This is a genomic window from Ktedonobacter racemifer DSM 44963, assembly GCF_000178855.1.
GTDB lineage: Bacteria > Chloroflexota > Ktedonobacteria > Ktedonobacterales > Ktedonobacteraceae > Ktedonobacter > Ktedonobacter racemifer.
Window position 1 is genome coordinate 1,091,927 of record NZ_ADVG01000003.1, and the last position, 24,042, is coordinate 1,115,968.

The 24,042-nt window shown below is 53.2% G+C and carries 16 protein-coding genes and 3 pseudogenes; 8 read left to right on the forward strand and 11 right to left on the reverse strand.

The window, feature by feature from the left end; genetic code table 11:
• Positions 1-373: 373 nt before the first annotated feature.
• The 4 genes from KRAC_RS33785 to KRAC_RS33800 form a co-directional block, all read right to left on the reverse strand.
• On the reverse strand, positions 374-1,270 hold the full coding sequence (locus KRAC_RS33785) for a carbohydrate ABC transporter permease (protein WP_007915140.1): 897 nt from the start codon (positions 1,268-1,270) through the stop codon (positions 374-376).
• Positions 1,270-2,220 (reverse strand): carbohydrate ABC transporter permease, encoded by a 951-nt coding sequence (locus KRAC_RS33790; protein ID WP_007915141.1) that lies wholly within the window; start codon positions 2,218-2,220, stop codon positions 1,270-1,272. Before KRAC_RS33790 ends, KRAC_RS33785 begins: the two co-directional genes overlap by 1 nt.
• A gap of 68 nt (positions 2,221-2,288) precedes the next feature.
• A complete protein-coding gene (locus tag KRAC_RS33795) occupies positions 2,289-3,650 on the reverse strand; it encodes an extracellular solute-binding protein (protein ID WP_007915143.1) in 1,362 nt (453 codons plus the stop codon).
• A 509-nt stretch (positions 3,651-4,159) separates the two neighbouring features.
• The gene (locus KRAC_RS33800; RefSeq protein WP_007915145.1) at positions 4,160-5,191 is read right to left on the reverse strand and encodes a LacI family DNA-binding transcriptional regulator; all 1,032 of its coding nucleotides are present in this window, start codon (positions 5,189-5,191) and stop codon (positions 4,160-4,162) included.
• Between the two features lie 276 nt (positions 5,192-5,467).
• Between KRAC_RS33800 and KRAC_RS33805 the strand changes: the two genes are divergently transcribed.
• On the forward strand, positions 5,468-6,955 hold the full coding sequence (locus tag KRAC_RS33805) for an alpha-N-arabinofuranosidase (protein ID WP_007915147.1): 1,488 nt from the start codon (positions 5,468-5,470) through the stop codon (positions 6,953-6,955).
• 108 nt (positions 6,956-7,063) lie between these two features.
• Here the strand turns inward: KRAC_RS33805 and KRAC_RS33810 are convergent, their stop codons facing one another.
• Positions 7,064-7,813 carry an SDR family oxidoreductase gene (locus KRAC_RS33810; protein ID WP_007915149.1) on the reverse strand — a complete coding sequence of 250 codons (750 nt, stop codon included), beginning with the start codon at positions 7,811-7,813 and terminating at the stop codon, positions 7,064-7,066.
• A 286-nt stretch (positions 7,814-8,099) separates the two neighbouring features.
• On the opposite strand from KRAC_RS33810, the gene KRAC_RS33815 reads away from it, so the two are divergent.
• Together KRAC_RS33815 and KRAC_RS33820 are read left to right on the forward strand one after the other, a co-directional pair.
• Positions 8,100-8,777, forward strand: coding sequence for a TetR/AcrR family transcriptional regulator (locus KRAC_RS33815; RefSeq protein ID WP_007915150.1), 678 nt, complete (start codon positions 8,100-8,102; stop codon positions 8,775-8,777).
• A gap of 569 nt (positions 8,778-9,346) precedes the next feature.
• Positions 9,347-9,634: a GlsB/YeaQ/YmgE family stress response membrane protein gene (locus KRAC_RS33820; protein ID WP_007915154.1), complete on the forward strand. Its 288-nt coding sequence runs from the start codon at positions 9,347-9,349 to the stop codon at positions 9,632-9,634.
• Between the two features lie 547 nt (positions 9,635-10,181).
• Here KRAC_RS33820 and KRAC_RS33825 read toward each other — a convergent pair.
• Positions 10,182-11,084 (reverse strand): annotated as a pseudogene (locus KRAC_RS33825) (AraC family transcriptional regulator).
• 542 nt (positions 11,085-11,626) lie between these two features.
• On the opposite strand from KRAC_RS33825, the pseudogene KRAC_RS79860 reads away from it, so the two are divergent.
• From KRAC_RS79860 to KRAC_RS33840, 3 genes and pseudogenes are all read left to right on the forward strand, one after another.
• A pseudogene (locus KRAC_RS79860) lies at positions 11,627-12,021 on the forward strand ((R)-mandelonitrile lyase).
• An 18-nt stretch (positions 12,022-12,039) separates the two neighbouring features.
• A pseudogene (locus KRAC_RS33835) lies at positions 12,040-12,785 on the forward strand (SDR family oxidoreductase).
• A 25-nt stretch (positions 12,786-12,810) separates the two neighbouring features.
• Complete coding sequence (locus KRAC_RS33840) at positions 12,811-13,671, forward strand: aldo/keto reductase (RefSeq protein ID WP_007915157.1); 861 nt, start codon at positions 12,811-12,813, stop codon at positions 13,669-13,671.
• Between the two features lie 69 nt (positions 13,672-13,740).
• On the opposite strand, the gene KRAC_RS33845 is transcribed toward KRAC_RS33840, so the two are convergent.
• Genes KRAC_RS33845 through KRAC_RS33855 form a run of 3 tightly spaced genes read right to left on the reverse strand, consistent with a single transcriptional unit; the run spans position 13,741 to position 16,786 of the window.
• Complete coding sequence (locus KRAC_RS33845) at positions 13,741-14,727, reverse strand: Gfo/Idh/MocA family protein (protein WP_007915159.1); 987 nt, start codon at positions 14,725-14,727, stop codon at positions 13,741-13,743.
• Entirely contained in the window at positions 14,724-15,758 is a 1,035-nt protein-coding gene (locus KRAC_RS33850) for an alcohol dehydrogenase catalytic domain-containing protein (protein ID WP_007915161.1), read from the reverse strand. Before KRAC_RS33850 ends, KRAC_RS33845 begins: the two co-directional genes overlap by 4 nt.
• Positions 15,759-15,775: 17 nt before the next feature.
• Entirely contained in the window at positions 15,776-16,786 is a 1,011-nt protein-coding gene (locus KRAC_RS33855; protein ID WP_007915162.1) for a LacI family DNA-binding transcriptional regulator, read from the reverse strand.
• Positions 16,787-16,939: 153 nt separating this feature from the next.
• Between KRAC_RS33855 and KRAC_RS78540 the strand changes: the two genes are divergently transcribed.
• Both KRAC_RS78540 and KRAC_RS33865 read left to right on the forward strand, forming a co-directional pair.
• Positions 16,940-19,600, forward strand: coding sequence for a LuxR C-terminal-related transcriptional regulator (locus KRAC_RS78540; protein ID WP_007915163.1), 2,661 nt, complete (start codon positions 16,940-16,942; stop codon positions 19,598-19,600).
• Positions 19,601-19,778: 178 nt separating this feature from the next.
• Positions 19,779-19,988, forward strand: coding sequence for a hypothetical protein (locus tag KRAC_RS33865; protein ID WP_007915164.1), 210 nt, complete (start codon positions 19,779-19,781; stop codon positions 19,986-19,988).
• A gap of 883 nt (positions 19,989-20,871) precedes the next feature.
• Here KRAC_RS33865 and KRAC_RS33870 read toward each other — a convergent pair.
• Positions 20,872-21,771 (reverse strand): VOC family protein, encoded by a 900-nt coding sequence (locus KRAC_RS33870; RefSeq protein WP_007915168.1) that lies wholly within the window; start codon positions 21,769-21,771, stop codon positions 20,872-20,874.
• Positions 21,772-22,075: 304 nt separating this feature from the next.
• Positions 22,076-23,854 (reverse strand): S53 family peptidase, encoded by a 1,779-nt coding sequence (locus KRAC_RS33875; protein ID WP_007915170.1) that lies wholly within the window; start codon positions 23,852-23,854, stop codon positions 22,076-22,078.
• Between the last annotated feature and the right edge of the window lie 188 nt (positions 23,855-24,042).

A 24,042-nucleotide genomic window follows, 5' to 3' on the forward strand; every position in this document is an offset into this window, starting at 1 on the left:
GTGAGGTGATAGCGGGGAAATATCGAGAGGGTGATAGATCGTGGCTACCAGTTCAGATAGGCGTCTGCCATGGAACAGATGATAACCTCCATAGCTTGCGGAGGTTTGCCAGGGTCACCGTCCATACGGACTTTTTTTCTCCTCTTCATACTGGCGCGCCTGAGGCACGCGCTACTTGTTTCCATTGGCAAAAGAATGCCTGCACGCATCCACTGGACACAAAACGTTCCAAGCTCATCATAGCTATGCTTCCCACAAAAAGTCAAGGGCTTTCGGACGAATAGGCAATAGTAGCGAAGCCAGTAAAAAGGCGATACGGGAGAATTTCTTCCTGTATCGCCTTTTTACTGGCTTCGCTAAGAGGATGAGAGCGCTAGCCCTTCAAGCCAGTGGTACCGGCAATGCCCTGTACAATCTGTTTCTGGAAACAGAGGAAAACAATCAAGACCGGAATACCGCCTAGGAGAGCAGTAGCCATAATCTGCGCGTAGCGAATACCAAACGAGGTCTGAACGGTCGCTAACCCCACCGGTAGGGTCATCATATTGTTGTTGGAGATAACGATGAATGGCCAGAGGAAGTTGTTCCACGAGATCACAAAGGTAAAGATGGCAACGGCGGCGAGGGCAGGCCTGGCGAGCGGCATCCAGATGCGCCAGTAGATGTTCAGGCGGCTGGCGCCATCGAGGAGAGCCGCCTCCTCGAACTCAGCAGGAATGCCATCGAAGTATTGTTTAAGGATGAAGACCGCCACGGGCGAAGCGATCTGGGGCAGGATAATTCCCCAATAGGTATCGACCAGTCCGAATGACTGCATTTCGGTAAATAGCGGCACAATCAAGATCTGACCCGGGACCATAATACCCGCCAGGATCACCCAGAACACGATGCGGTTTCCACGGAAGGGGATGCGCGAAAAGGCAAAGGCCGCCAGGCTCGCCAGGAAGATAGTCAGCAGACTGATCAGGCCAGAGGTCAAGGTGCTATTGAAATACCAGCGCCACATCTGGCTGTTTGCCAGCGTACTGGTAAAGGCATCCAGCGTGAAATGTGAAGAGAGCCAGGTGATTGGGATCGTTGTCGTTTCGGTCTCTGGTTTCAGGGAGGTATCAATGGCCCAGAGCAGAGGCAGAATCCAGAGAAGCGCTAAGAGAACGAGGAGCACAAAAGATGCCCAGTAGGCAAGCTTATTGGCGCGGCGATAATCATAGGGCTGCCTCGTCGTGCTATTTTCCTTGCTAACAGCTGGTTGTACACTCTGTATGGCCATCAGGCATCCCTCCTTTGACGGTTGAGCAGAGCAAACTGCCCCAACGAGACCAGTAATACCAGAATAAAGAAGACATAGGACATCGCGGAGGCGAGACCCATGCGAAATGAGGTGAAGCCGTTTTCATAAATGTATTGAATGATCGAACGGGTGGAGAAGTTGGGGCCACCGCCCGTCAAGAGGTAGGTCTGCGTAAAGAGCTGTAATGAGGCGATCACCTGCAAGATAACAATCAAGACGGTCGATCTCCTGAGGAGCGGAATGGTGATCCAGCGAATACGTGACCAGGAGCCTGCTCCGTCGATATTAGCGGCTTCCAGGAGCTCGTGGGGAATCTGTTGCATGCCCGCGAGATAGAGCACAAAGTTAAAGCCGACGGTCCACCAGGTGGTGAGAATGACGACAGCGATCATCGCCACGTGGGTATCTGTCAGCCATGGGACCTCTTTTAGTCCAAGGGAGGTCAGAGTTCCATTGATCAGGCCGAAGCCGGGTTGGTAGAGCCAGCTCCAGATCAATGTGACCACCGAGACGGGCAGAATGAAGGGCGCGAAGAAGATGGTACGGAACAACGATTGGGCCGGAATAGCGCGATTCACCAATAACGCCAGGAGCAAGGCGATGATCACCAGGACCGGTGTGCTGATGACGGTAAAAACAATGGTTGTCCACAGCGAGGACCAGAAGGCCGGATCACCTATGAGTTCCTGGTAGTTTGCCAGGCCTAGAAAATTGGAGACCCCTTTGCCGCCGATGGTCCAGTTAAAGAAGCTCATCCGAAAGCCGAGAATGACCGGCCAGACTAAGAAAACGACATAAATAAGTAGGAATGGAAGCACAAAGCCAAAGCCCACCAGGTCGATACGGCGGCGCTGAGCCTTTTTGCTCTCAATCTGCTGCTGGCTCGGCGTTCCTACGCTCACGTCTCTTTGTATTGATACGTCCGACATCGTTTCTCCTCTCATTGACTACAGTGTCAGCGGGATTCCTTCCGCGTGAGATAGCTGTGCGCACACGGTTAAAATGGCGGCGTAATTTTCAGTAGCTTATTGATTGCGCCCGTAAACTGGTCCAGAGCTTGTTGTGGTGTGAATTGTCCAGCCAGAAGGGATTGGAAGGCCGATCCAGCCTGAGTCTCCAATTCAGAGGCGGAGCCGCTAAACCAGGCAATGGGATCAACGACCGCGTGAGCGGCTGCATCGGCATAGTTCGACTGTGGTTGGAGTTGTTTATACTCTGTGCTATCGGTGATGGGCAGATAGGCGGGGATATGGCCTCCCTGAGCCCAGGTCAGGCTGTCTTTCAGCATAAAGGCAATAAACTCTAGCGCAGCCTTGCGCTGCGCCGGATCAACCTGTATCTGGTGTGGAAAGATGAACGCGTGTGAATCAGCCTGGGCGCGATTCAGATCAAAGACTTTAGGGAGAGGTACCATGTTAAACTTCAGATTTTTCTGGGGTAAGAATGTGGAGACCTCCCACTCGCCATTCCAGTGAAAGGCAGCCTTCCCGCTACCAAAGGCCGCAACTGCGCCAGCATAATCTAGCGTGGAGGATGCCACCTTCTCTTTTTGCGTGAGATCGGACATGAATTGGAGCGCCTGGATGGCCTTGGCATTGTCTATCGTTAATTGACGTCCATCCGCTGATAGTACCTCGCCTCCGAGCTGTGAATAGAGCGAATAGAAGATACGCCAGGGAGTAACATCCTGCGTATCAACCGCCAGGCCTAAATAATTGGTGATTTGCCTGGTACGCTTAAAGGCATCCATGACGGCCTCCGCCCCTTCCAGCGGTTTGAGCGTACCATCAGCGTTCAGCAAGCCAGCTTTTGCGCAAATATCCACGTTGTAATACATCACAAAGGGATGAGTATCCAGTGGAATCGCGTACAGCTTGCCGTTATACTGCGCCCGCTTCCAGATATCGGGGAGGAAACGATCTTCGGTAATGCCTACCTTCGCTAACTCGTCCAGATCAAAAGAATCGAGCAGATTGTTTGCGGCATAGAGCGGTACTCGCGTCATATGCGAGACGCCCACATCGGGAGGACGTCCCCCCGCCGCGGCCATCGCCAGTTTGGTATAGTATGGCGCACCCCATGAGAGCGTGACCGCCTCCAACTGGACATCTGGACGGGATTTGCGGAAGTTATCTTCCATCTGCTCCATACGCACACCATCACCACCGCCGAACAGGTTCCAAAAGGTGAGACTGGCGCCTGCGCTGCCTGGAGTCGCACAGGCATTAAGCGCCGCAAGCGCGGCACTCCCTCCGATACCTAGCGCGACCGCGCGCTCCAAAAAGTGGCGACGAGTCATGCCTTGTGCGGGTGTAGGCATTGTCGCACTCGGCAACCGCCCATCCTGCTCTGAGAACATAACTATTTCCCTCCTGAGGTCTTGCACAACGACGTGCATGTGATCCTACATCAAACGATGACAAAACGATACTGATGGAATACAAAAAAAGCCCTGGCTTCCATACGCCGTGCAAAATGCTTACACGGCGCTAGAGCACCAGGAGGATAGGTGTTAATGTTAGCCGAGCAATATATGTAACCCATGCAAGAGAGCTAGAATGTGTGCGCGCGCCAGACTGGCGATGGGGAAAGGCAGGTACATATCCATAGAAAGGATGGCGAGGAAAGGATGATTTCACAGCAGTGTGTCCTTTCTAGTTTTATCGTCTACGATATCTGGTTATATATCAAGCCAATAAATGAAAACTAGGAAGAGATGCATCAGGGTCAACACCTTTGTTAATTTATTTGCAACGTTGCAAACATAACATATAAAATTTATGCTTGTCAATAGTTTGCGCGTACATTTACAGAGATGAGGGAAAAAGATGGATGGCAAGCTAAAAGTTGGAGGAAGTACCTAAAGGTTTAGCGTTTCATGGTACTCTCGCGGATGACCAGGTGGCAAGGCACTTCAACGCGCTCAGGTGGCCCATTGCGTGTACCATGGATACGACCAAGTAGGAAGGCAACCGCCAGGTCACCAATCCTTTCTTTGTCAGGCGCGATAGTCGTAAGCGCAGGGACGGCATAGCGACTATCTTCGATATCATCAAAGCCGACAACTGCGATATCTTCAGGCACGCAATAGCCTGCCTCATAGACCGCGCGCAAAACGCCTAGCGCCAGGTGATCATTAAAGCAGAAAATCGCGTCAGGGGGCTCATCCAGCGACAGCAAATAACGCATGGCACGCGCGCCGGTGCCGCGGCTATACACAGGCAGACCACGAATAATCAGGTGAGGATCGATGGGCAAGCCTGCCTGTGTGAGCGCTTCAGTATAGCCACGCAGGCGGAGGCGAGAGGTTTCGGTCTCATGTGCGTTTGTCTCCTGCATCCCAAGGGCCGCAATGCGTCGCCTACCTGTGGCAATGAGATGCTGGGTTGCCGTACGAGCAGCAGAGACATTATCATAGGTGACGTGATCGTAAGGTACATCATAGATACGATCACCCAGCAGCACCACGGGGACCGAGCCTACGCGCGGCTGGAGATCTTCTGGCTCCAGGGCCAGGGGACTCAGGATAACCCCATCAATCAAATGAGGAGTTAAGCCCTTGAGCACGGCTCGCTCGTTGTCGCGTTTCCCCTGCGTATGATCGATAAGCACGGTATAATAGCGTGTCGCGGCTGCGCTGATAATCGCATTGGCGATCTCGGAGAAATAGACATTGCTGATGTCAGGAATAGCAAAGGCCAGAAGTTGTGAATGGCCTTTACGTAAGTAGCGGGCGGAGAGGTTTGGCTGATATTGCAGTTCTTCGATGGCCGCCTTGACGCGTTCACGCACTTCAGCAGTGACGTAGGGGTAATCATTGACGACATTTGAGACAGTGCGGATTGAAACCCCAGCTTTGCGGGCAACATCCTTTAATGTGGCGACCAAGGAGCACCCCATTCTTTAATTTCAGCGAACTTCTTCTCCGAAAACCCTGAGCGCGCTTGTCCCCGAATGGGGGGAGCGCTAGTCACGAGAGTGACGTTGGGTTTCGGAATAAGATTGAAGAACCATGCCGCAAATAGTAGCACCTTAACTGTACAATTGTCAACAGAAACACATTTTACTATCGCACAGCTATTGACAAAAGATAAATAGATAGAGTACGTTATTTGCAACGTTGCAAAGATGATTGCAAAGCAGCAGTGACCGTGTAGTGCTAGAAGGAGCTAGTTCTTGGCAAAGATACATGTTGATATGGCTCGCAGCCTTGGTACTGTCGATCGTAAGATCTTTGGAGGTTTCGTTGAGCATTTAGGACGCTGTATATATGGGGGCATCTATGAGGAAGGCTCTCCATTGAGTGATGAGCAGGGGTTCCGTAAAGATGTCATGGAGGCAGTACGTGGTCTCCAGACCCCCATCTTACGCTGGCCCGGCGGTAACTTTGTGAGCGGATACCATTGGGCAGATGGGATTGGTCCCGTTGAGAAGCGGCCGCGCCAATTGGAGTTGGCCTGGCATTCGGTGGAGTCTAATCGCTTCGGTACCGATGAATTTATGGAGTACTGTCGGGTACTGGGGGTTGAACCCTATCTGTGCGTCAATATGGGCTCGGGGACGATGGACGAGGCGCGGGCCTGGGTTGAGTACTGTAACGGTACTGGTGATACCTATTGGGCGAACCTGCGGCGGCAGAATGGACATGAGGAGCCGTACAACGTTAAATACTGGGGCCTGGGGAACGAGATGTATGGCGCCTGGCAGATAGGTCATCTCAGCCCAGAGGATTATGTCAAAAAGGCCATTGAGTTTGCCAAGGTCATGAAATGGACCGACCCGAGTATTCAACTGGTGGGTTGTGGCGAACAGGGATGGAACGCGTGGGATCGCGTTGTGATCGAGGGATTGGCTCCCTGGATAGATTACTATAGCATTCATCTGTATACTGGCAGCGCTAACCACTATAGCAATGTATTTTCGCCTGCGCTCGCCGAGTTGGCGATTAAGAGCAGCCAGGCTCTCATCGAAGCTGCACGCTTCACGCAGAAGATTGAGCAGCCTATTTATATCGCATACGATGAATGGAATATCTGGTATCGCCAGCAGACAGCCGATAGTCGGCTGGAGGAGCAATACACACTCTCCGATGCCCTGGCTATTGGCGTCTATCTCAATACCTTCATTCGACATAGCGATGTGGTCAAGATGGCGAACCTGGCCCAGCTTGTGAACGTAATTGCACCTATTTTTACCAGCCCTGAAGGCCTCTTCTTGCAAACAATTTATCATCCTCTACGCCTGTATGCTGAACAGACGCAGGAGATTGCACTGGATGTGTATGTCGATAGCGAGCAGATGACTTTGACCGCTGAGCAGCAGCGATCGCCCTGGGGGCAGCAATTTGCCGATCTGGGACCCTTTAAACTACTGGATGTGACCGCGACGCGTGATGAAGCTGGCAAAGTACTCACCCTGGCTGTGGTCAATCGCGATAGCGAGCGAGCACACGAGACAACAATCAAACTGGCCGAAGAGACCACCATCACTGAGTTCACAGCATATGAAGTGAACGGGCCTGAGGTCGGTAGCCTGAACTCGTTCACGGAACAGACCGTGGTTGCCGCGCAGGAGCGTATACTGGAGGCTCCTGGGTCCGTGCGAACGCTGAGCTATACCTTTCCGGCGCATTCGTTGACCGTGTTGCGCTTGCAACTTGCGTAGGTAGAGGGCAAAAGTGGTGAATTCACATAGGGTCCATGCAAGCATGGACCCTATGTGAATTCACCATTTTGTAACTCATTCTTTCTCTAATCAGCTGTAGAAGGCGGACTAGAGCGTATTGAAGAGCATACCGCCCTCAGCATAGATCTCTGATCCTACCACGAAGGAGGAGTCGGAGGACGCAAGAAACAGGGCGACCTTCGCGATTTCTTCAGGACGTCCCAACCGCTTGACTGGAGATCGTTGCGCAATCTGTTGCGTAAAAGCCGCATATGCCTCTGGCGGCAGTCCATCTAGGATTGGCGTCTCGGTAGGGCCAATGGTAATGGTGTTGACACGAATGCCACGCTCAATCAACTCAGCGGAGAGAGTTCGCGCGAGGGAGTGGATTGCGGCTTTGCTTGCCGAATAGACTGAACTGCCAGGTATCGCCATGTGGGCGTTGATGGAGCCATTGATGATGATCGATGCATTCTCGTTGAGAATCGGTAGAGCTTTCTGAATAGTGAAATAGGCTCCTTTGAAATTGGTGTTGATCACCGTGTCAAAGTCTTCTTCTGTCACTTCCTCAAGCGCTCCCGTTCTGACAATGCCCGCGTTGACAAAGAGAATATCCAATCTGCCAAATGTCTCATGTGCCTGAGCGATCAACTGATTGATATCACTGAGCTTCGAAACATCTGAGGGAACCGCCAGTACGTTCTCTCCCAGCTCTCTCGCGGCTGCTTCCAATGTTTCGCGGTTGCGCCCTGAAAGCACAACTTTTGCTCCTTGCGCGTAAAACTCTCTCGCAGTTGCCAGGCCAATTCCGCTGTTACCACCTGTCACTAACGCAACTTTTCCCTGAAGTGAACGCATAACGTTATCCTTTCGATAAAGAAGAGCGAATAGTTACATGCATGCATGAATGTGATGCTGTTTTCTATTCCCTCTGAGAATGTTTTGTGAAATGAGCACTCTTCTCAATTTTCTTCAAAGAGAGCAGAAAAAGAGACAAGAAGAATCAGGTCATCAACGAACCAGAAGATACGAACAACTAGCTCGCAATGCCCTCCTATGGTATACTACAAACGGACGACAATCCGTTATGAGGGCATTATACGGACGACAATCCGTTTTGGCAAGAGGTCAAAGGAGGATTTGAGTGAATCATCGACGAGAGAAGGTAACGGAGCAGAAGCAGAAGCGTGAAGAACGCCGTGATGCCCTGGAGAATCGGCAGCAGCTCCTACAAACAGCGGAGGCGCTCTTTTCCAAACGAGATATTGAGGCAGTTACGATGACGGAAATCGCCAAAGCGGCTGGCGTTGGCCAGGGAACGCTTTATCGCCATTTTGCCCACAAAGGGGAGCTTTTAGAAGCGTTGCTTTCTCCCCATTTCGAGCGCTTTCAGGAAGAGGCGATTGCTAATTTTGGATATGAGCAGGCGGCTACGCAACCATTGCAGCTTATTTATCTCTTCCTCATTCATTTTGCGCACTTTATTGAAGAGCACACCGCATATCTTCAAGCCCTGTATAGAGCGTATCAGGCTCAAGGAGGTCGGAGTTTTTATCAGTGTGCTGGACACCAATGGAATAAAGAACGGGTTAAATACTACTTGCAGAACGCTGTTGGGGTGGGCGCATCTAGTGCCGACTTGGATAGTGACTATCTTGCTGAGTCTTTGCTGGCGGTCATCCAGGTAGATCTCTATCTCTATCAACGCCACACGCTCGATTGGAGTGAAGAGCGCATTGTGAACGGTCTTGCGCAATTGCTTGAGGGTCTGGCAAAACATTCGCTCCATCTTCCGGAGCAGATGGTGGGTCGCAAGATGTGAGTGCTGAGGAAAGGCGTCAGCGCTCACCCAATGGTATTCCTAATAAAGAAGGTTCGCAAGCGGGGTTGCCCTCGCTTGCGAACCTTCTTTCTTGAAGCATTTAGGCTTGAGTACGGCTAGCAGCTTTCTTCTCGCGCTGGGCTTCTTTTTTTTGCTTATTTGATTTGGGTGCAGCTTTCTGCACTTTCTTCTGCTCTTTGTTTGCCATGAAAAGGACTTCCCTTCTTTTTCTAGAGAAAAATCATACGCCGTTGCAATGGACATGCCGTCGTTCAATTCCTTCGGAGTCTTATCTTCCTCTATCTAGTCTATCATAGGCTGTATAGAGGAAGTGTTGAGTTTAAGAACCAAAAAGAGATGCGTTTCCAATCTCAGCATTCTCAGTCAAGGCTTTTACTCTGGATGGGTCATAATTAAGCACACTCTTTTAAGTATGTCAATCAAGGTCTTCATCTCTCCCTTTTGCCCTCATCTGTTTTTATTTCTGGATCGTGTTCTAATTGATAGATGAACATTTACATACATCTATCAGATATTGTTAAGATTTTCCATATCGAGAGGTGAAAAATATGCATTTGGTTCTTGCAGCAGCACTTAACCCCGGCGGTATTATTGCATGGATCGTTATTGGTCTGGTGGCCGGCTGGCTGGCTGGCGTTGTCATGCCAGGCAAAGGCTATGGCCTTATCGGTGACCTTGTCCTGGGTCTAGTAGGCGCTTTGCTCGGTGGCTTCATTGTTGGCCTGCTGGCACCCGATGCAACCTTTGGTTTCTGGGGAAGCCTGCTCGTTGCTCTGATTGGTTCCTGTATCCTTGTCGCGATCTTGCACGCCGTGACAGGGCGAAGAGCATTATAAATAATCAAGAAGAATGAAAGAAACAGGACCCAACGGATGTTGGGTCCTGTTTCTTTCATTCTTCTTGATTAATCAGTGTGTATGTCTATTGGGCATTGTGTACAAATATGTGTCGTAAATTTCTTATCTTTCGCCTGTGTCTTCTTGTTGGAAGAGCTCTTATACTGTAGAGACAAGATGGGTTGCTTGCTTTTCTGGCTAGCTTTTATAGAGGCATCAGAGACATATTTCTCGACTCACCTGGCAAACACTTATCTTTTCTGTGAGAAGCGGAGAGCGTTTCAATCGCCAATGATGTCGATGGGTCTCTTCCTCCTCCGCTTGAGGGATGGTCTGTATACGTGCAAACCCGTATACTGGCCATCTCTTTTTGCTTTGTCAACGGACCACCCAACTGGTCTGTTCTCCGATGATGCTCGCTAAAAGCGCGTACTCTATACTCTGTAAGGGAATATCATGAAGAGAACCAGGCTAACACTGTCAGCGCAACAGGGGGAGCGGCCGTTGCGCGAAGGAAATCATACTCAGTATCGACCGTGCCCGCCTCTCATTGTCTAGAGAAAGCAAGCGTTTCTCCTCGCAACCGTCGCACGTCGCGCATGGGAGAAACTCCAAAGAGGCTTCTGTACTCGCGATTGAAGTGGGAGGCGTCCTAGTAGCCGACACGATAGGCCGCTCCTTGAGCGTCGAGGTCTTCACCCAGCATCAGGCGACGAGCTTCCTGGAGCCGTAACTGTTTCTGGAATTGCAAGGGACTCATTGCGGTCACGGCCTTGAAGTGGTGGTGCAACCCTGAGACGCTCATACCCAGTCCCCGCGCGAGGTCCTCGATGTGCAGTGGCTGGTCGAAGTCCTGGCGAATACGTGTGACTGCTCTGGCAATGTTAGAGGTGTATCCTCCCATCATCGTCAGGTGGCGGAGCCGACCACCCTGCTCACCCATGAGAAGGCGATAGACGATTTCCCGTGTAATCAATGGCAGCAAGACCGGTGCTTCGGCAGGGGCATCCAGGAGTCGGACAAGCCGCACGGCAGCGTCCAACACATTTCCATCCAACAAACTGACATCAATGGCTCTCGCATCCGCCTGCTTTCTCGGAGAGGTGTACCCCGCCTCCAGCAGAACCGAACTCACGATGGTGGGAGGGAGTTCCAGGCACAAGCTCAGGTAGGGCTGGGCTTTCGAGGCTTCCAGAACCTGGCTGATGCTGGGAAGCTCGATGGTGGTCAGCAGGTAATGCCAGGGATCGTAGCGATAGCGGGTCTCGCCGAGCAGAACCTCTTTGCTACCCTGAGCAATCACGCACACGGATGGCGTGGACACCCCATACAACAACCCCGAAGGCTTGGAGGCACAGGCCAGATGCAACCCTGAGAATGGCTGGATCACCCCATCTTCGTGGATGACCCGCGAAACGCGCTCAAGCAGCTCCTCGTGGTTGGCCTGGATTCGTTGGGCTTAGCGCTCTACAGGCTTGTGGATCATAGTATTCATCGGGACCTCTTCTCTTGTTGCGCGCGCTCGCATCCGCAAGATTTGCAGAATCAGACAATCATTTGCGACAATCATTCTATCACCCAGGGCTTTGGTGCGTCTATACTATTCCCAGACAGAGCATATGCCGCTCTGCTTTTGCAGGTATGCTGGAATTTTGTTCAAGAACAGAGCCGGTGGCGAACCTGCATGGTGTACGGTCTCTCATGGTGTTCCCTCAGACACCGCAGCCATGGATCAGCGCACGGCCATGAAGGTCATGGTCCCGCGAAGGTAGGACCAGCATGAATGAATGAGGAGAAAAAAGATGTCTGAATCTCAAGAACAAACGCCTGTCCAGGAGCTCAGGCGACGTTGAGGGCAGAAGAGGTGCAGAATTCGCCAATCATTTGCAACGATTCTTCTATTGCCTTGCCTTTCCGGGGTCTACACTATTCCCGGACAACGAACATGCCTCGCTCCGTATGCATATGCAGGCATGGTGGAGGAATGAAACAATAGATATCAAACGAAATGGCTCACACCCTTCTGGCAAGGGACCAGCCGACTATTTTACCGGCACGGTCCGCATCGATTCCCCGTTTGAGGCACCCGATCCAGCCCGTGTGGGTGGTGCCAGTGCACGTTCGAGCCTGGCGCTCGGACCGCATGGCATAGTCATCCGCTCGGCCAGACGCTGATCGTTACGGCTGGCCTCGGTCGGGTCCAACGCTGGGGGGAGCCGATCCAGGAGATTCGCCCTGGGGACGTGATTTGGTTTGAGCCAGGGGAAAAACATTGGCACGGTGCCACACCAACCACGGCTCTGACCCATATCGCCATTGCCGAACGGCTTGATGGGAAGACCACCGATTGGATGGAGAAGGTCAGCGACGAACACTACCACGCTTGATCAAGGAGGGACAGCTCTATGAGTACAAATATCGAAGGAAAAGTCGTTGTCATCACGGGAGCCAGTAGCGGGCTAGGAGAGGCGACGGCCCGGCATCTCTCCGCCGGGGGTGCTACCGTCGTGCTGGGAGCGCGGCGCACCGAGCGCATCCAGGCACTGGCCAACGAACTGAACGGCGATGGGGGCAAGGCACTTGCCTCCAGACCGATGTCACCGACGCCAATCAGATGAAACGCCTGGTCGATGCAGCCGTACAGACCTATGGGCGCGTTGATGTCATGATCAACAACGCCGGGCTCATGCCACATTCGCCCCTTGAGCGCCTCAAGGTCGACGACTGGAACCGAACCATCGACGTGAACATCAAGGGAGTGCTCTACGGCATTGCGGCAGCGCTACCGTATATGAAACAGCAAAAAGCTGGCCACATTATCAATGTGTCCTCGGTGGCTGGTCATAAGGTTCGTCCTGGAAGCGCGGTCTATGCGGCGACCAAGACAGCCGTGCTGGTGATCTCCGAAGGGCTGCGCCAGGAAGTCAAACCCTATAACATCCGCACGACGGTGATCTCGCCGGGCGCGGTGGCCACGGAACTGCCCAACAGCATCACTGAGCCGGATATTGCTGAAAACGTTCAGAAACTCTATGAAGAAATGGCCATTCCGGCTGACTCCTTTGCGCGGGCCGTCGCCTTTGCCATGAGCCAACCCGACGACGTGGACATCAATGAAATCTTGTTCCGGCCCACAAGCCAGGAGCTTTGAGGAGAAGCAAAAAGGAGAACTACCAATGTCAGCTATTCCATCGGTCAGCCTCAATAACGGGGTGAAGATGCCCCTCTTGGGGTTTGGCGTCTTCCAGATGCATGACGCCGAAGAATGCGAACGCAGCGTCTACGACGCCATCCGCACCGGCTATCGCCTGATTGATACTGCGGCTTCCTATGGCAATGAAGAGGCCGTCGGCAAAGCCATCAAGCGGAGCGGTGTGCCAAGGGAAGAGCTGTTCGTCACCACCAAGCTCTGGATTCAGGATGCCGGAGACGAGCGCACCAGGCCAGCGTTCGAGCGATCGTTGCAGCGGTTACAACTGGAGTATCTGGATCTCTACCTGATTCACCAGCCCTTTGGGGATGTATATGGCGCGTGGCGCGCGATGGAGAAGTTGTACCAGGAAGGCCGGATACGCGCCATCGGGGTCAGCAACTTCCAACCCGACCGGTTGATGGACCTGATGGTGCATCACCACGTCGTTCCTGCCGTGAATCAGGTTGAAACCCATCCGTTCAATCAGCAAATCGAAACCCAGAAATTCTTGCAGGAAAACCATGTTCAGGTGGAATCCTGGGGACCGTTTGCGGAAGGCAAACACAACATTTTCGAGAACGAGTTGCTGCGTTCCATCGCAGGCAAGTATCAGAAAACCGTGGCGCAAGTCATTCTGCGCTGGCTGACCCAGAGAGGGGTCGTGGTGATTCCCAAATCAGTCCGTAAGGAACGAATCGTTGAAAACTTCAACATCTTCGATTTCTCGCTTCACCCGGAAGATATGGCGGCGATGAGGACGCTGGACACCAAAACCAGCAGCTTCTTCGACCACCGTGACCCCAACGCCGTGAAGAGATTGGGCGAAGCAACACGTCCGACCTAAACGGACGAGCGGCCCCTGTGCATCTGGTAACGGAGAGAGCGTTTTCCGAGGGAGGAAAGCACAAAAAGGTTATGTAGTTGAGACGCGCTGGCCGGTTTCGAAGGAGCGAATGGCCGCGAGGGCTAGTTCCAATGCGCGGCGGCCTGCTTCGGCCGGGACAGGGGGTCTCTGGCCCTGTTTAAAGGCTTGCAGCACGGCATCCAGGTGTTTGTCGAAGGTACGGTGAAACTCGCGGTCCCTATCGTTAAAATAGCCCGCCTGCCAGACTTCCCCTGTCTCGTTACCGGTGGCCTGGAAGGTATAGCGGCGCACTGTATCTTCGATCAAGATACGCCCTTTGTCGCCATTAACTTCGACGAGGTGCGTGCCAGGATAGGCATACGATGTGTCATATGATCCTACGAGGCTGCCGACGGCGCCATTGGCGAAGCGCAGAGCCAGCACAAGCGTGCGATACCCACCACCCGTTTTGTCGGTCATCTGGGCCGCTACCGAGGCTATCGGGCCGCACATAAATTCCAGCATGTCAAAACCGTGACACTGGGTCTCTATAAGGTTGGCATGTGGGTGGTCACTGCTCCCCTCGCCCCCAAAGCGCCAGGTAGCGAAGGAAATATCGCCCAGACGTCCATCAGCAATGGCCTGGTGGGCCATCTGCACCGGGCGCGCATAGCGATGGTTAAAGTTGATCGCGAAGAAGAGCGAGCGTTTAGCGGCTTCGTTCAGCAAGATGTCCGCTTCGCCCAGGTCGAAGACGAGCGGTTTTTCTACTAGCAGCGGAAAGCCAGCCTGAATGATGCGCAGGGTCGTGGCGAAATGCTCCTGATTGGGGAGGCAGACGCTTACCAGGTCAGGCTGCTCTTGCTCCAGCAGCTTATCCAGGTCGTTGTAGGCACGCACGCCATAGGCTTCGGCGCGGGCACGGGTTTTCTCCTCGGAGCGTCCAAAGATGGCGCAGAAATCGACGTCGGGCCTCTCGGAGAAGACCCGCGCATGCTGGAGCCCCCAGGAACCCGCGCCTACCAGGGCGACTTTTATCCGTTTCTCTGTGCTCATTGCGCGATAACAACCTTTCCAGTTTTTCCACCAAAAAAGAGTCCGAAGGCCTGCTGGATCTCACTGACAGGAAAGATATGCGTAATAATCTGGCGTAGATAGGAGCGATGTTGTTGGAGTAACGCAAGGTTGTAGGTAAGCTCCTGGTAGGCAAAATATTCGCTACCCATGACAGCTCGCTCGGTGGCAATAAGATCGGAGGAGACATGAAGTTGCAGGTCCTCACCATGACCGACACAGACCAGGACACCTCGCTGTGCCAATACTCCCAGGGCATCCTGGCGCGCAACCTGTTTGCCGCTGCTATCGACGGCCAGGTCAACGCTTAAGATACCATGCTTGCGGACCCCTTCCGCAAGCGTTGTCTCTTTAAGCTGAATCGGCTTCCCACCTAACTGCTCCGCCAGGGCCAGGCGATATTCGCTCACGTCCGAGATCAAGACGGGGAAATCCTCTCCCAGCAAGACTTTCGCCATCGCCAGCACCGCCAGGCCGATAGGACCAGCTCCAGTGACCACTAGCGACTCGATATCAGGATAGACAAGTCGCGCACGCTTAATGGCATGACCACCGGTCCCCATGATGTCGAGTAGTAAGGTAGCATCGGCAAAGGAAAGGTCAGGGTCGATGGGGAAGAAGATGTTTTCGTGAATAAGTTCATAGGAGCCGTAGCCGCCATCTCTGTTAAAACCCATATCGCCGCGTTTATGTAAACACTGGTTAGTAAAGCTCTTGTGGCAGGAGCGGCAGGAGCCACAGTAATCCATCAGGAAAATAACGCCTGGGGTCCCAAGAGGAGTATGCGTGCCTGGTCCCGCCGCGACGACAACACCGCTTGCTTCATGGCCCGGCGTCACAGTGGACCCGGCGTAAAACTGCCCACGGTCCGTACCGCAGATAGCATTGGCCTTAACCTGGATCAGGAGCTCTCCCTCCCCTGGTGTCGGCACGCCTTTTTCGACGAAATCAATCTTGCCCTGCCCAACAAAATTTGGGACCCGCACCCTTGCCGGTACAACGCTCTGTGTCATGTCACAACCTTTCGTTATTAACAGGATTTGCGTTTTATAAGTGTCAGTTCGAAGATCTGTGGTTCTGGCTGCTCAAGCGGCTTCACTCCCTGGATACGTTCGAGCAGGAGGCGGGCACTGGCCGCGCCCATCTCATAGATAGGCTGATGAATCGTGGTGAGGGGTGGATGGACGAGCGAGGCTGTAGGAATATCATCAAAGCCGATAACCGCGACCTCCTCTGGGACAGCGATTTTATGCTCGGCCAGGTAGTGCAGAGCACCTAAAGCCGAGAGGTCGTTCGCCGCGAAGATGCAGGTTAACTCGGGATGGCGCTGTAGGAGCGCTTCCGTCGCACTGATACCCTTATCAAAGCGGAAGTCGGCCTGGGCAATCGGCAATTGTGAGTGCCTATCGATGGTATCGATCGCAAGATGCTGCCAGTTCATCGCATCAAGATAGGCACGCAAACGTAAATCGGAGAAGCGTAGCCCTGGTGGTCCCGCCAAAAAGCCAATACGCCTATGCCCACACTCAAGGGCCCATTGCAGCGCCTCCATCGCTCCCTTATAGTGATCGACTGTGATATCAGAAGTACCTATTGCCTCGCCATGGTCAATCACGACCAGGGGCAGACCCACCTCAGAGAGTTTACTCTTCAATACATTGGCATTCGCTGGGGAGAGCAGGATCACGCCATCAACCAGTTGCTGGCGCAGCATCTCAACCGTGTTGAGTTCATGCTCCATCTGCCACAGGGTATCCAACAACATCATGGTATACCCCTGTCGGCGCGCTTCATCTGAGATACCACTCGCGATACCAGGCACAAATGGATTCGTCAGGTCATGCACGACGACGCCAATGATCATGGTACGCTTTTTGGCTAAGGCACGCGCCACCCCATTCGGGGTGTATTGCAACTTCTTGATCGCGTCCATAACTTTTTCGCGCGTCTCCTGACTCACATATCCTGTACTGTTCAAAACACGCGAGATGGTCCCGACTCCCAGGCCAGTCTCCTTCGCGATATCCCGAATCGTTGCCATACTTTCCTTTCATCTCCAGATGTGGAACCGGTTCCCTACTAATTAGTATAGGGAAGAGAAGCATCTTCTGTCAAGTTTTCATCGCTTGAAGCTTAGTAAGAAAGCAGAGTAGAATAGGGGGAGACAATCTGTGACCAAACCAGGAGAACAAGCATGTACACGTTCGCAATTCCCCCCACCCTTTTCCTCGGACGAGAGCAGGAAATCGCCGAGATTAGCGCGCTATTAGACAATCCATCCTGCCGTTTATTGACACTCGTTGGCCCGGGTGGGATCGGTAAGACGCGCCTGGCAATGGAAGTTGCCACCCATAAACGCGCTTCGTTCTCCGATGGCGTCTATTTTGTGCCGCTCGCTGCGCTAGACCAGGCCGATGAACTGTTCACGGCTATCGCCGAAGCAATGCCGTTTCGTTTTCAGCAGGACCAGCGCAGCCCGCGCGAGCAGTTTTTTGCCTATTTGAGTGAGAAGCAGGCGCAGTGTCTCCTCCTGGTACTGGATAATGTTGAGCAGCTCCTGCACGGCGTGGACCTCATTTCCGACATCCTGGCAGTTACGACCAACCTGAAAATCCTCGTTACCTCTCGCGAGACACTTAACTTGCAGGAAGAATGGGTCCGGCAGATTGGAGGCCTTACCTATCCCAGGCAAGCAGAGGGCGATCCGCTTGAGGAGTATAGCGCGATACAGTTGTTTCTAGATCGGGCGCGGCACATACGCGGCGACTTCGACCTGGCTGAAGTCCGCAAGAGCGTGGTGGACATCTGCCGCCTCGTCGAAGGGATGCCTCTGGCTATCGAGCTAGCGGCCGGCTGGCTGAAGACACTCCAACCTGCTGATATAGCCCAGGAAATCCAACACAATCTAAACCTGCTCGCGACCCGCTCGCGCAACCTGCCGGAGCGACATCGCAGCATTCGCTTTGTCTTTGATCATTCCTGGCAACTCATGACAGAACACGAACGCAATGTCTTCCAGAGGATATCCATCTTTCGCGGGGGCTTCACACGCGAGGCGGCCCAGGTTGTGGCCGGTGCCTCCCTCGATACACTCGCAGGATTGATTGATCAATCGATGATCCGTTTGAATGCAGCGGGTCGCTACGAGATCCATGAATTGCTGCGGCAGTATGGCGCGGAACAATTGGAGGCCGCGGGCCAGACAGAGGCCGTACAGCAGGCATATGTCGCTTATTATCTTGGCCAACTATACCGACTCGAGCAAGATATTAAAAGCCATCAGCAAATCGCCGCGCTAGACATCATCGCAGCAGACTTTGAGGATGTACGCCACGCCTGGCACCTGGCCATACAACTGAGACAGCTCGCGGCCCTTTCCCAGGCCGTCGAAAGTCTACACTGGTTCGCCGATATGCGTAGTCGGTATCATGAAGTTGTGCCTCTACTACAAGCCGCGCTTGAACAGTTCTTGCCAGCCCCATCTCAAGAAGAGCTCGCCATGTGCTACCGCATCCAGGTACGCCTGGCGCGCCTGGTCTTGTTGGGCAACCTGCAAATAGATGAGAACCTGGGAGCCCAAATCGACAACTGCCTGGCCCTGGCACGTACGCGCCAGGATCAAGCGGAGGTAGGCTTCTGCCTCCTGATCTCGGGCATTTACGCTATTCAGGAGGCAGAGCAGAAAGAGCCACCCGATTTTTCCAGGGCCGTGGCAACCTTTCAGGAATGCGCAGCCGTCTTCGAGGCGCTTGGTGATCCTTATTATCGGGCAGAGCCGCTCGCCTGGCTGGCCTGTGGAACCCTGGCCTCTTTCAATACAGGACGCTTCTCTATTCGTGAGCTTCTTAAGCAAAATCTCGACTTGCGGCGCGAGATTGGGGATCATAATGGCATAGCCTGGATCACCCTCAATCTATCCAATGATGCGCTTGGAGAACTAGATTATCTTGCATATGAGCGCTATGCCCGGGAGGCGCTTGCCCTGATGCGTGAAATCGATAGTGTCAAAGGCATCCTGCAAGCTATGTTCCAGGTGACCCAGGCGGCTCTCTTGAAGGGCGAGTTGGAAGAAGCCCAGACGCTCGCTGAGCAGGTTCGCGACCTGGCTGATAAGACCAACAACCTCAATGGTTTAGTATGGTCAACGGATATCCTGGCCTTTCTGCTCAGTATAAAGAACGAGGCTTATACAGAAGCTGCGGATCTCATTCAAGCAAGCCAGGCCAGGTTCCAGAAGCCGTTCTTCGGCAACCCTAGCGACCTGGGAAGACGCTGGGGACAGGCGATAGTGCATTGTGGACAGGGCCAGTATGCACCCGCTAGGCAACTTTACGCCTCCCTATTCTGGGAGCGCCACGACGATCCCGGTCCCGCGACCATCTGTCTGGCCCTCGAAGCGGTCGCGCTCGCCTATGAAGGAGAGCCAGAGAAAGCCGTTGAACTGTTGAGCCTGGCCTTTCATCAGCCCGCCTGGGTCAACGGCTGGCTGCATCGCTGGCCCTTACTCACACGCCTAAGCATTAATCTACAACTCCAATTGGGTGACCAGGCGTATCAAGCAGCCTGGGAACGAGGTGCCCTACTCGATCTGGAGACCACCATCCAATCAATCCTGGGTAAAGAGGATGATACTCCCCACGAGATAGCCAATCAATCACTCCTTGAGCCCCTGAGCGGACGTGAGCTAGAGGTATTAGGCCTGATTGCAGAGGGCCTCTCCAATAGCGAGATCGCCCGGCGGCTCGTCCTCTCGGTAGGCACGGTCAAAGTCCATACGCGCAACATCTACGGCAAGCTGAGCGTGAGCAGTCGCACCCAGGCTCTCGCCCAGGCAACCAGACTCAATCTGTTCTGAAAGAACCCCAGAAATACCACCACTCTCGCTGTCAATTACCACTTTTGGTAGATCTCACTACCACCGCTCATCGCCTATACTTCAAACATCAGCAATGAGTCATGTAGTGCTTCACAGATAAAATAAAGCTTGACAAGCTATTTCATATCATTCAACCAAAAAGAAGAGAGTGTTAACTATGCAATTTACGTCCTACACCAGCCTCAAATTCCTTCATGATCAGCAGGTTCAAGAAGCTCTGGAACGCTATCATCCTGACGCGGGGCATACAGCATCAAAGCCAGAACGGCGCCAAGTGTTTAGAAAATTGTTTGCGCGTTTCCATCGCCAGCCTGATTGCCAGCCAACAGGCTCCTTAGCCCTGGCGAGAAAGCCCCAGACCTGCTAAGAAAGCAACTTCTCGCCACTGCGTGGCACACTGATAGGGATGTAGTGATGGGCTGACTGAGCGCCAGCCCATCACTACATCCCTATATTATTACAAGTTAAACTGCGGCTTACCGTTGAGGTAAGCCGCAAAAGGAGGCGATTACAGCTTAACGTCAGCGCTTATGGGGTAAAGTTGCAGTCAGGAACCCCAGCTATCTTCTGCCCGCCTTGAATGTAAATGTTAGAAACCCATACTTGTGTACCAAATCCGTAGATCAGAGACCACCAATTGTTGGTAATGCCTTCGGCAGTGACACTTGCACCTTGTTGCTGGCATATGGCCGTTACCCACTGTCGGGTAAAGTGTCCTTGAATAGAGCAATTTGTTGACGGATAGTAGTGACACGAAGGCTGAGCGATACCCAGTGGGGAAGAATATCGAGCATTGACATTGGTTCCCCAAATATAGACAGACGTGTCAAGCGGCCGTACCTGAGAATTGGTAAGAGCCATAGAAGACTGCGTTTGCACTCGCGTCACTTGCGCTGAAGCAGTCCCTGTTGCTACTGGAGAGAGCAATGCAAACATTGCCAGCAAAATTGCGACTAAGGGTAATAGAAGGAGTTTTTTCAATGTAGCGTTCCTTTCTTGTTTAACTTTTATACAAGGTCATTGCTCAAAATATACACAACCACGCAGCATTGCACCATGACAAAGACTCGCCACCTTACTGCCATCTTCCCATCACTTTGCCGCATTTTCTTAATAAACCGTTTTTCATCTATTATACTATTTATAGTATATTTTATAAGAAAATACCTGTCTGATAAAACCAACACTTACCCCATAGGCACCATATTGATAATGTCTATGGGGTAAGCGTATTTAACCCATCAAAAGTATTATTGCAGGCCAGCCTGGATGGTTGCCAGGGTGGTGATGGGCACGCTGGTGACGAGCAGGCCATTGCCGAAGGGGTCACGCAGGGCGAGCGTGTGGTCGTCGCTGCGCTCTACGAGGTAGCTGGTGGTCCGGAGGCGCTCGTAGATACGCTCAAGCTCTGCGTCATTGGGGAGTTGCAACGTGTAGAAGCGCAGGCCAACGGCGTTAGAGGGCGGGGGTGGCGCGCCCTGGCTCTCCCAGGTGTTGAGGCCGATATGATGGTGATAGCCGCCAGCGGAGACGAAGAGCGCCCCACGCCAACTCTGCATGATATCAAAGCCCAGCAGGTCGTGGTAAAACTCCTCGGCCTTCTGGATATCGGCGACGCGCAGGTGCATATGGCCCAGGCGCGTGCCAGCGGGCAGGCCATTCCAGGGGCGGTTCTGGCTCTGAGCCTCGGCCAGGAGCGCATCAACGTCAATGGGAGCGTTGGCCATCTGGACCTCGTTCTCCTTCATCGGCCATTCTGAGCGCGGGCGGTCGCGGTAGATCTCAATGCCGTTGCCATCGGGATCAGAGAGATAGAAGGCCTCGCTGACAAGGTGATCGGCCATTCCATCGACGGGGGTACGAGACTGTGCCAGGTGCAGCACGACATAGGCCAGATCTTCGCGTGAGGGCACCAGGATCGCGAAGTGATAGAGGCCGGTGGTATGGGGTGGTTGTGGCTGGGCCTGCTCTTGCTCTACAAGTGCCAGCAGAGCAGTATCGCCCGCGCCCAATAGCGCCGACTGTGCGCTCTGCTCAAGAACCTGGAAGCCCAGACTCTGCTGGTAGTACTCCAGGGAACGGTCCAGTGACGAGACCGCGATGGTCACCAGGCCAGTGTGGGTCTCCGGTGACAGCGTGAATTTCTCCATCTTTTCTGTCTCTCTTGTCGTTTACTTCTCGCCACTATGTGGCTCAATATAAGGTATGATGTATGTGGCGGGCAAGCTGCGCCTGCCCGCCACATACATCATACCTTATGTAAGCTATTGAGAGATAATTGAGCGGTTTGTTCACGATGTAATATCGTAGGGTCCATGCTGGCATGGACTCCGAGCGCAGTGCCCATCCCGAATTCGGGGTGTCGGCCTGCGGGCCTCGGAGTCCATGCTAGCTTGGACCCTACAAGTTAATTTGGGTAGGAGGGTTGGCGCTCCTGCCCTGCCGGAGGATGCCTTACAGCAGTCCCTCTACGGCTGTGTAGAAGTCTGTCAGGTTGGGTGCGCCCAGGCCGGTGGCGTAGTCCCAGCCTTTGGTCGCGGGATAATACAGGTTATCCCCCTTTGTGATGTCGTAGAAGGGGTGCCCCTTGCTCTGCTTCGCGTGCGCTACTTCATAGAAGAGGTCCGTACTATAGACATACATCTTGTGTTTCACGATCAGCTTCTGGTTCAGCAGTGCCATGCCCGCTGCCCAGATCGGCGTGGCCGCGCTGGTTCCCGCGAAATTGTACCACTCGCCTTTGTAGAATACGGCCAGGTTCTTGGCGGCGGCGGCGATATCGGGCACCTGGCGATGACCATTGGAGTAGCTGTTTTTCAGACCAAGGGTATCGGCATACTGTGGCTGATCGAATTCACTGCTCAGTCCGCCACCGCTGCCCCACTGGTTTTCACACTTGCTTTTATCTGAGCCATCCTGCCAGACGACCTCACTGCTGCGATTGCCCTGCCCATCCACGCTCAATTGCGTTCCACCTACCGCTGTCGCGTAGGGATCGGAGGCGGGATAACTCACGCCCAACTGGTTCCACTCACGATTAGAGAAGGCGCCACAGTCCATGCTGGCAATAAAGACCGTCATATGTTCGGCATCGGTCAACAATTGCAAGTTGGTGCTCATGGCGTTATAGACTTCTGGAGTCATGTCTGACTCCGCCCCACCCCAACTGATACTCACCACGCTCGGCTTCTTTGAATTTGTGTTGTCATTCGCGATCTTGGCCAGGATGTCATTGAAGACGTTCCAGGAGCCAACTCCCTGCTCGTCAACGCCCTGGTAGATGTTCATGTCCGCGTAGGGGGCCAGGCCTGCAACCATGTCGATATCGAGGGTCGATTCACCTATGCCCTTACCGGCTGGTGGCTCCTGACCGACATTGACAACATTAAAGTTGCCTTTATATCCGACGCAATCGAAATAGCCCTGCGCGTCACTCTGATCAAAGCTCTCTAGCTCCACCAGGTTGACAGTCATGCCCTTGCCCGAGAAGCCCTCTTTCCAGAAGCTATCATAGCCATAGGCGTGCGCGACCTGCTGGTTATCCAGGGTCTGGTTATCAAGGAAACAATTGTTGGCGTGCGCCGTCTGCTTGCTAGCACTGGTCAAAGGGCTGGCCTTCTGGAGGCCCGCGTGCCCGGTTGGTGCCTGACTGTAATTATCCAGACCATTGATCCCAACGATGCGGTCCTTCATAAAGTCAGGAATCTTGGGGGCCGTCTCCGGCGCGTAGAAGACGCGGCCATTCTTAAGCTTATGCTGCACAAAGCGGGTCTGCAAGAGACGCTCGAGGAGGCTGGCCTTGGCATCGACGGTGAGATTCGTATGCAGTGTATCCAGGCTCAGGCTCACGCCATCGACGCCAAGATACTGCTTAATCTTCGCATACTGCTCATCAGTAATGCCAATTTTATTCGCTTCCTGCTTAAGATCAACACCCGAGTCAGCCTTGTTCTTGAGTGCTTTCAACTTCTTCAATTCATCTTGATTGGCCTTGAAAGTGATTATAACGTGCAGCTTCGTATCGGGTGGCAACGGGCCAATGGTTGGGGAGTTGAGCGCGTCGGGCGGAATATGCAAATCATAGTCTACATATTGCACATTGGTTGGAGTAGGGGTAGGGGTCGCTGTCGTCTTGTCGCTGGAACTACATGCCATGAGCAAGACGGCCAGCAGACTCAAGACCGAAACCGTGGTGGAGAAACGTTTCCTCGCGCCACTATGACATCCTTGCATAGGTTTATTTGCTCCTTATTTTTGTATTGTATATAAAGTGTCACAGATGCTTATGAATCCGCGGCAAGAGGACAGAAGTCCCCTGGACCCGAGGATAAGAGTGCATTGGAGTGCAAAGTGTGGGGGGACTTCCACGCTTTACACACCATTACATTCTCTACCCGCAGTCATATGTAGCCCTTAAGTAG

What these genes read in the sequence shown, in the direction of transcription:
- KRAC_RS33795 (WP_007915143.1), bottom strand. Translation starts at nt 3,650, where the DNA reads ATGTTCTCAGAGCAGGATGGGCGGTTGCCGAGTGCGACAATGCCTACA.
- KRAC_RS33875 (WP_007915170.1), bottom strand. Translation starts at nt 23,854, where the DNA reads ATGCAAGGATGTCATAGTGGCGCGAGGAAACGTTTCTCCACCACGGTT.
- KRAC_RS33870 (WP_007915168.1), bottom strand. Translation starts at nt 21,771, where the DNA reads ATGGAGAAATTCACGCTGTCACCGGAGACCCACACTGGCCTGGTGACC.
- KRAC_RS33810 (WP_007915149.1), bottom strand. Translation starts at nt 7,813, where the DNA reads ATGCGTTCACTTCAGGGAAAAGTTGCGTTAGTGACAGGTGGTAACAGC.
- KRAC_RS33855 (WP_007915162.1), bottom strand. Translation starts at nt 16,786, where the DNA reads ATGGCAACGATTCGGGATATCGCGAAGGAGACTGGCCTGGGAGTCGGG.
- KRAC_RS78540 (WP_007915163.1), top strand. Translation starts at nt 16,940, where the DNA reads ATGTACACGTTCGCAATTCCCCCCACCCTTTTCCTCGGACGAGAGCAG.
- KRAC_RS33790 (WP_007915141.1), bottom strand. Translation starts at nt 2,220, where the DNA reads ATGTCGGACGTATCAATACAAAGAGACGTGAGCGTAGGAACGCCGAGC.
- KRAC_RS33800 (WP_007915145.1), bottom strand. Translation starts at nt 5,191, where the DNA reads ATGGGGTGCTCCTTGGTCGCCACATTAAAGGATGTTGCCCGCAAAGCT.
- KRAC_RS33840 (WP_007915157.1), top strand. Translation starts at nt 12,811, where the DNA reads ATGTCAGCTATTCCATCGGTCAGCCTCAATAACGGGGTGAAGATGCCC.
- KRAC_RS33850 (WP_007915161.1), bottom strand. Translation starts at nt 15,758, where the DNA reads ATGACACAGAGCGTTGTACCGGCAAGGGTGCGGGTCCCAAATTTTGTT.
- KRAC_RS33845 (WP_007915159.1), bottom strand. Translation starts at nt 14,727, where the DNA reads ATGAGCACAGAGAAACGGATAAAAGTCGCCCTGGTAGGCGCGGGTTCC.
- KRAC_RS33820 (WP_007915154.1), top strand. Translation starts at nt 9,347, where the DNA reads ATGCATTTGGTTCTTGCAGCAGCACTTAACCCCGGCGGTATTATTGCA.
- KRAC_RS33785 (WP_007915140.1), bottom strand. Translation starts at nt 1,270, where the DNA reads ATGGCCATACAGAGTGTACAACCAGCTGTTAGCAAGGAAAATAGCACG.
- KRAC_RS33865 (WP_007915164.1), top strand. Translation starts at nt 19,779, where the DNA reads ATGCAATTTACGTCCTACACCAGCCTCAAATTCCTTCATGATCAGCAG.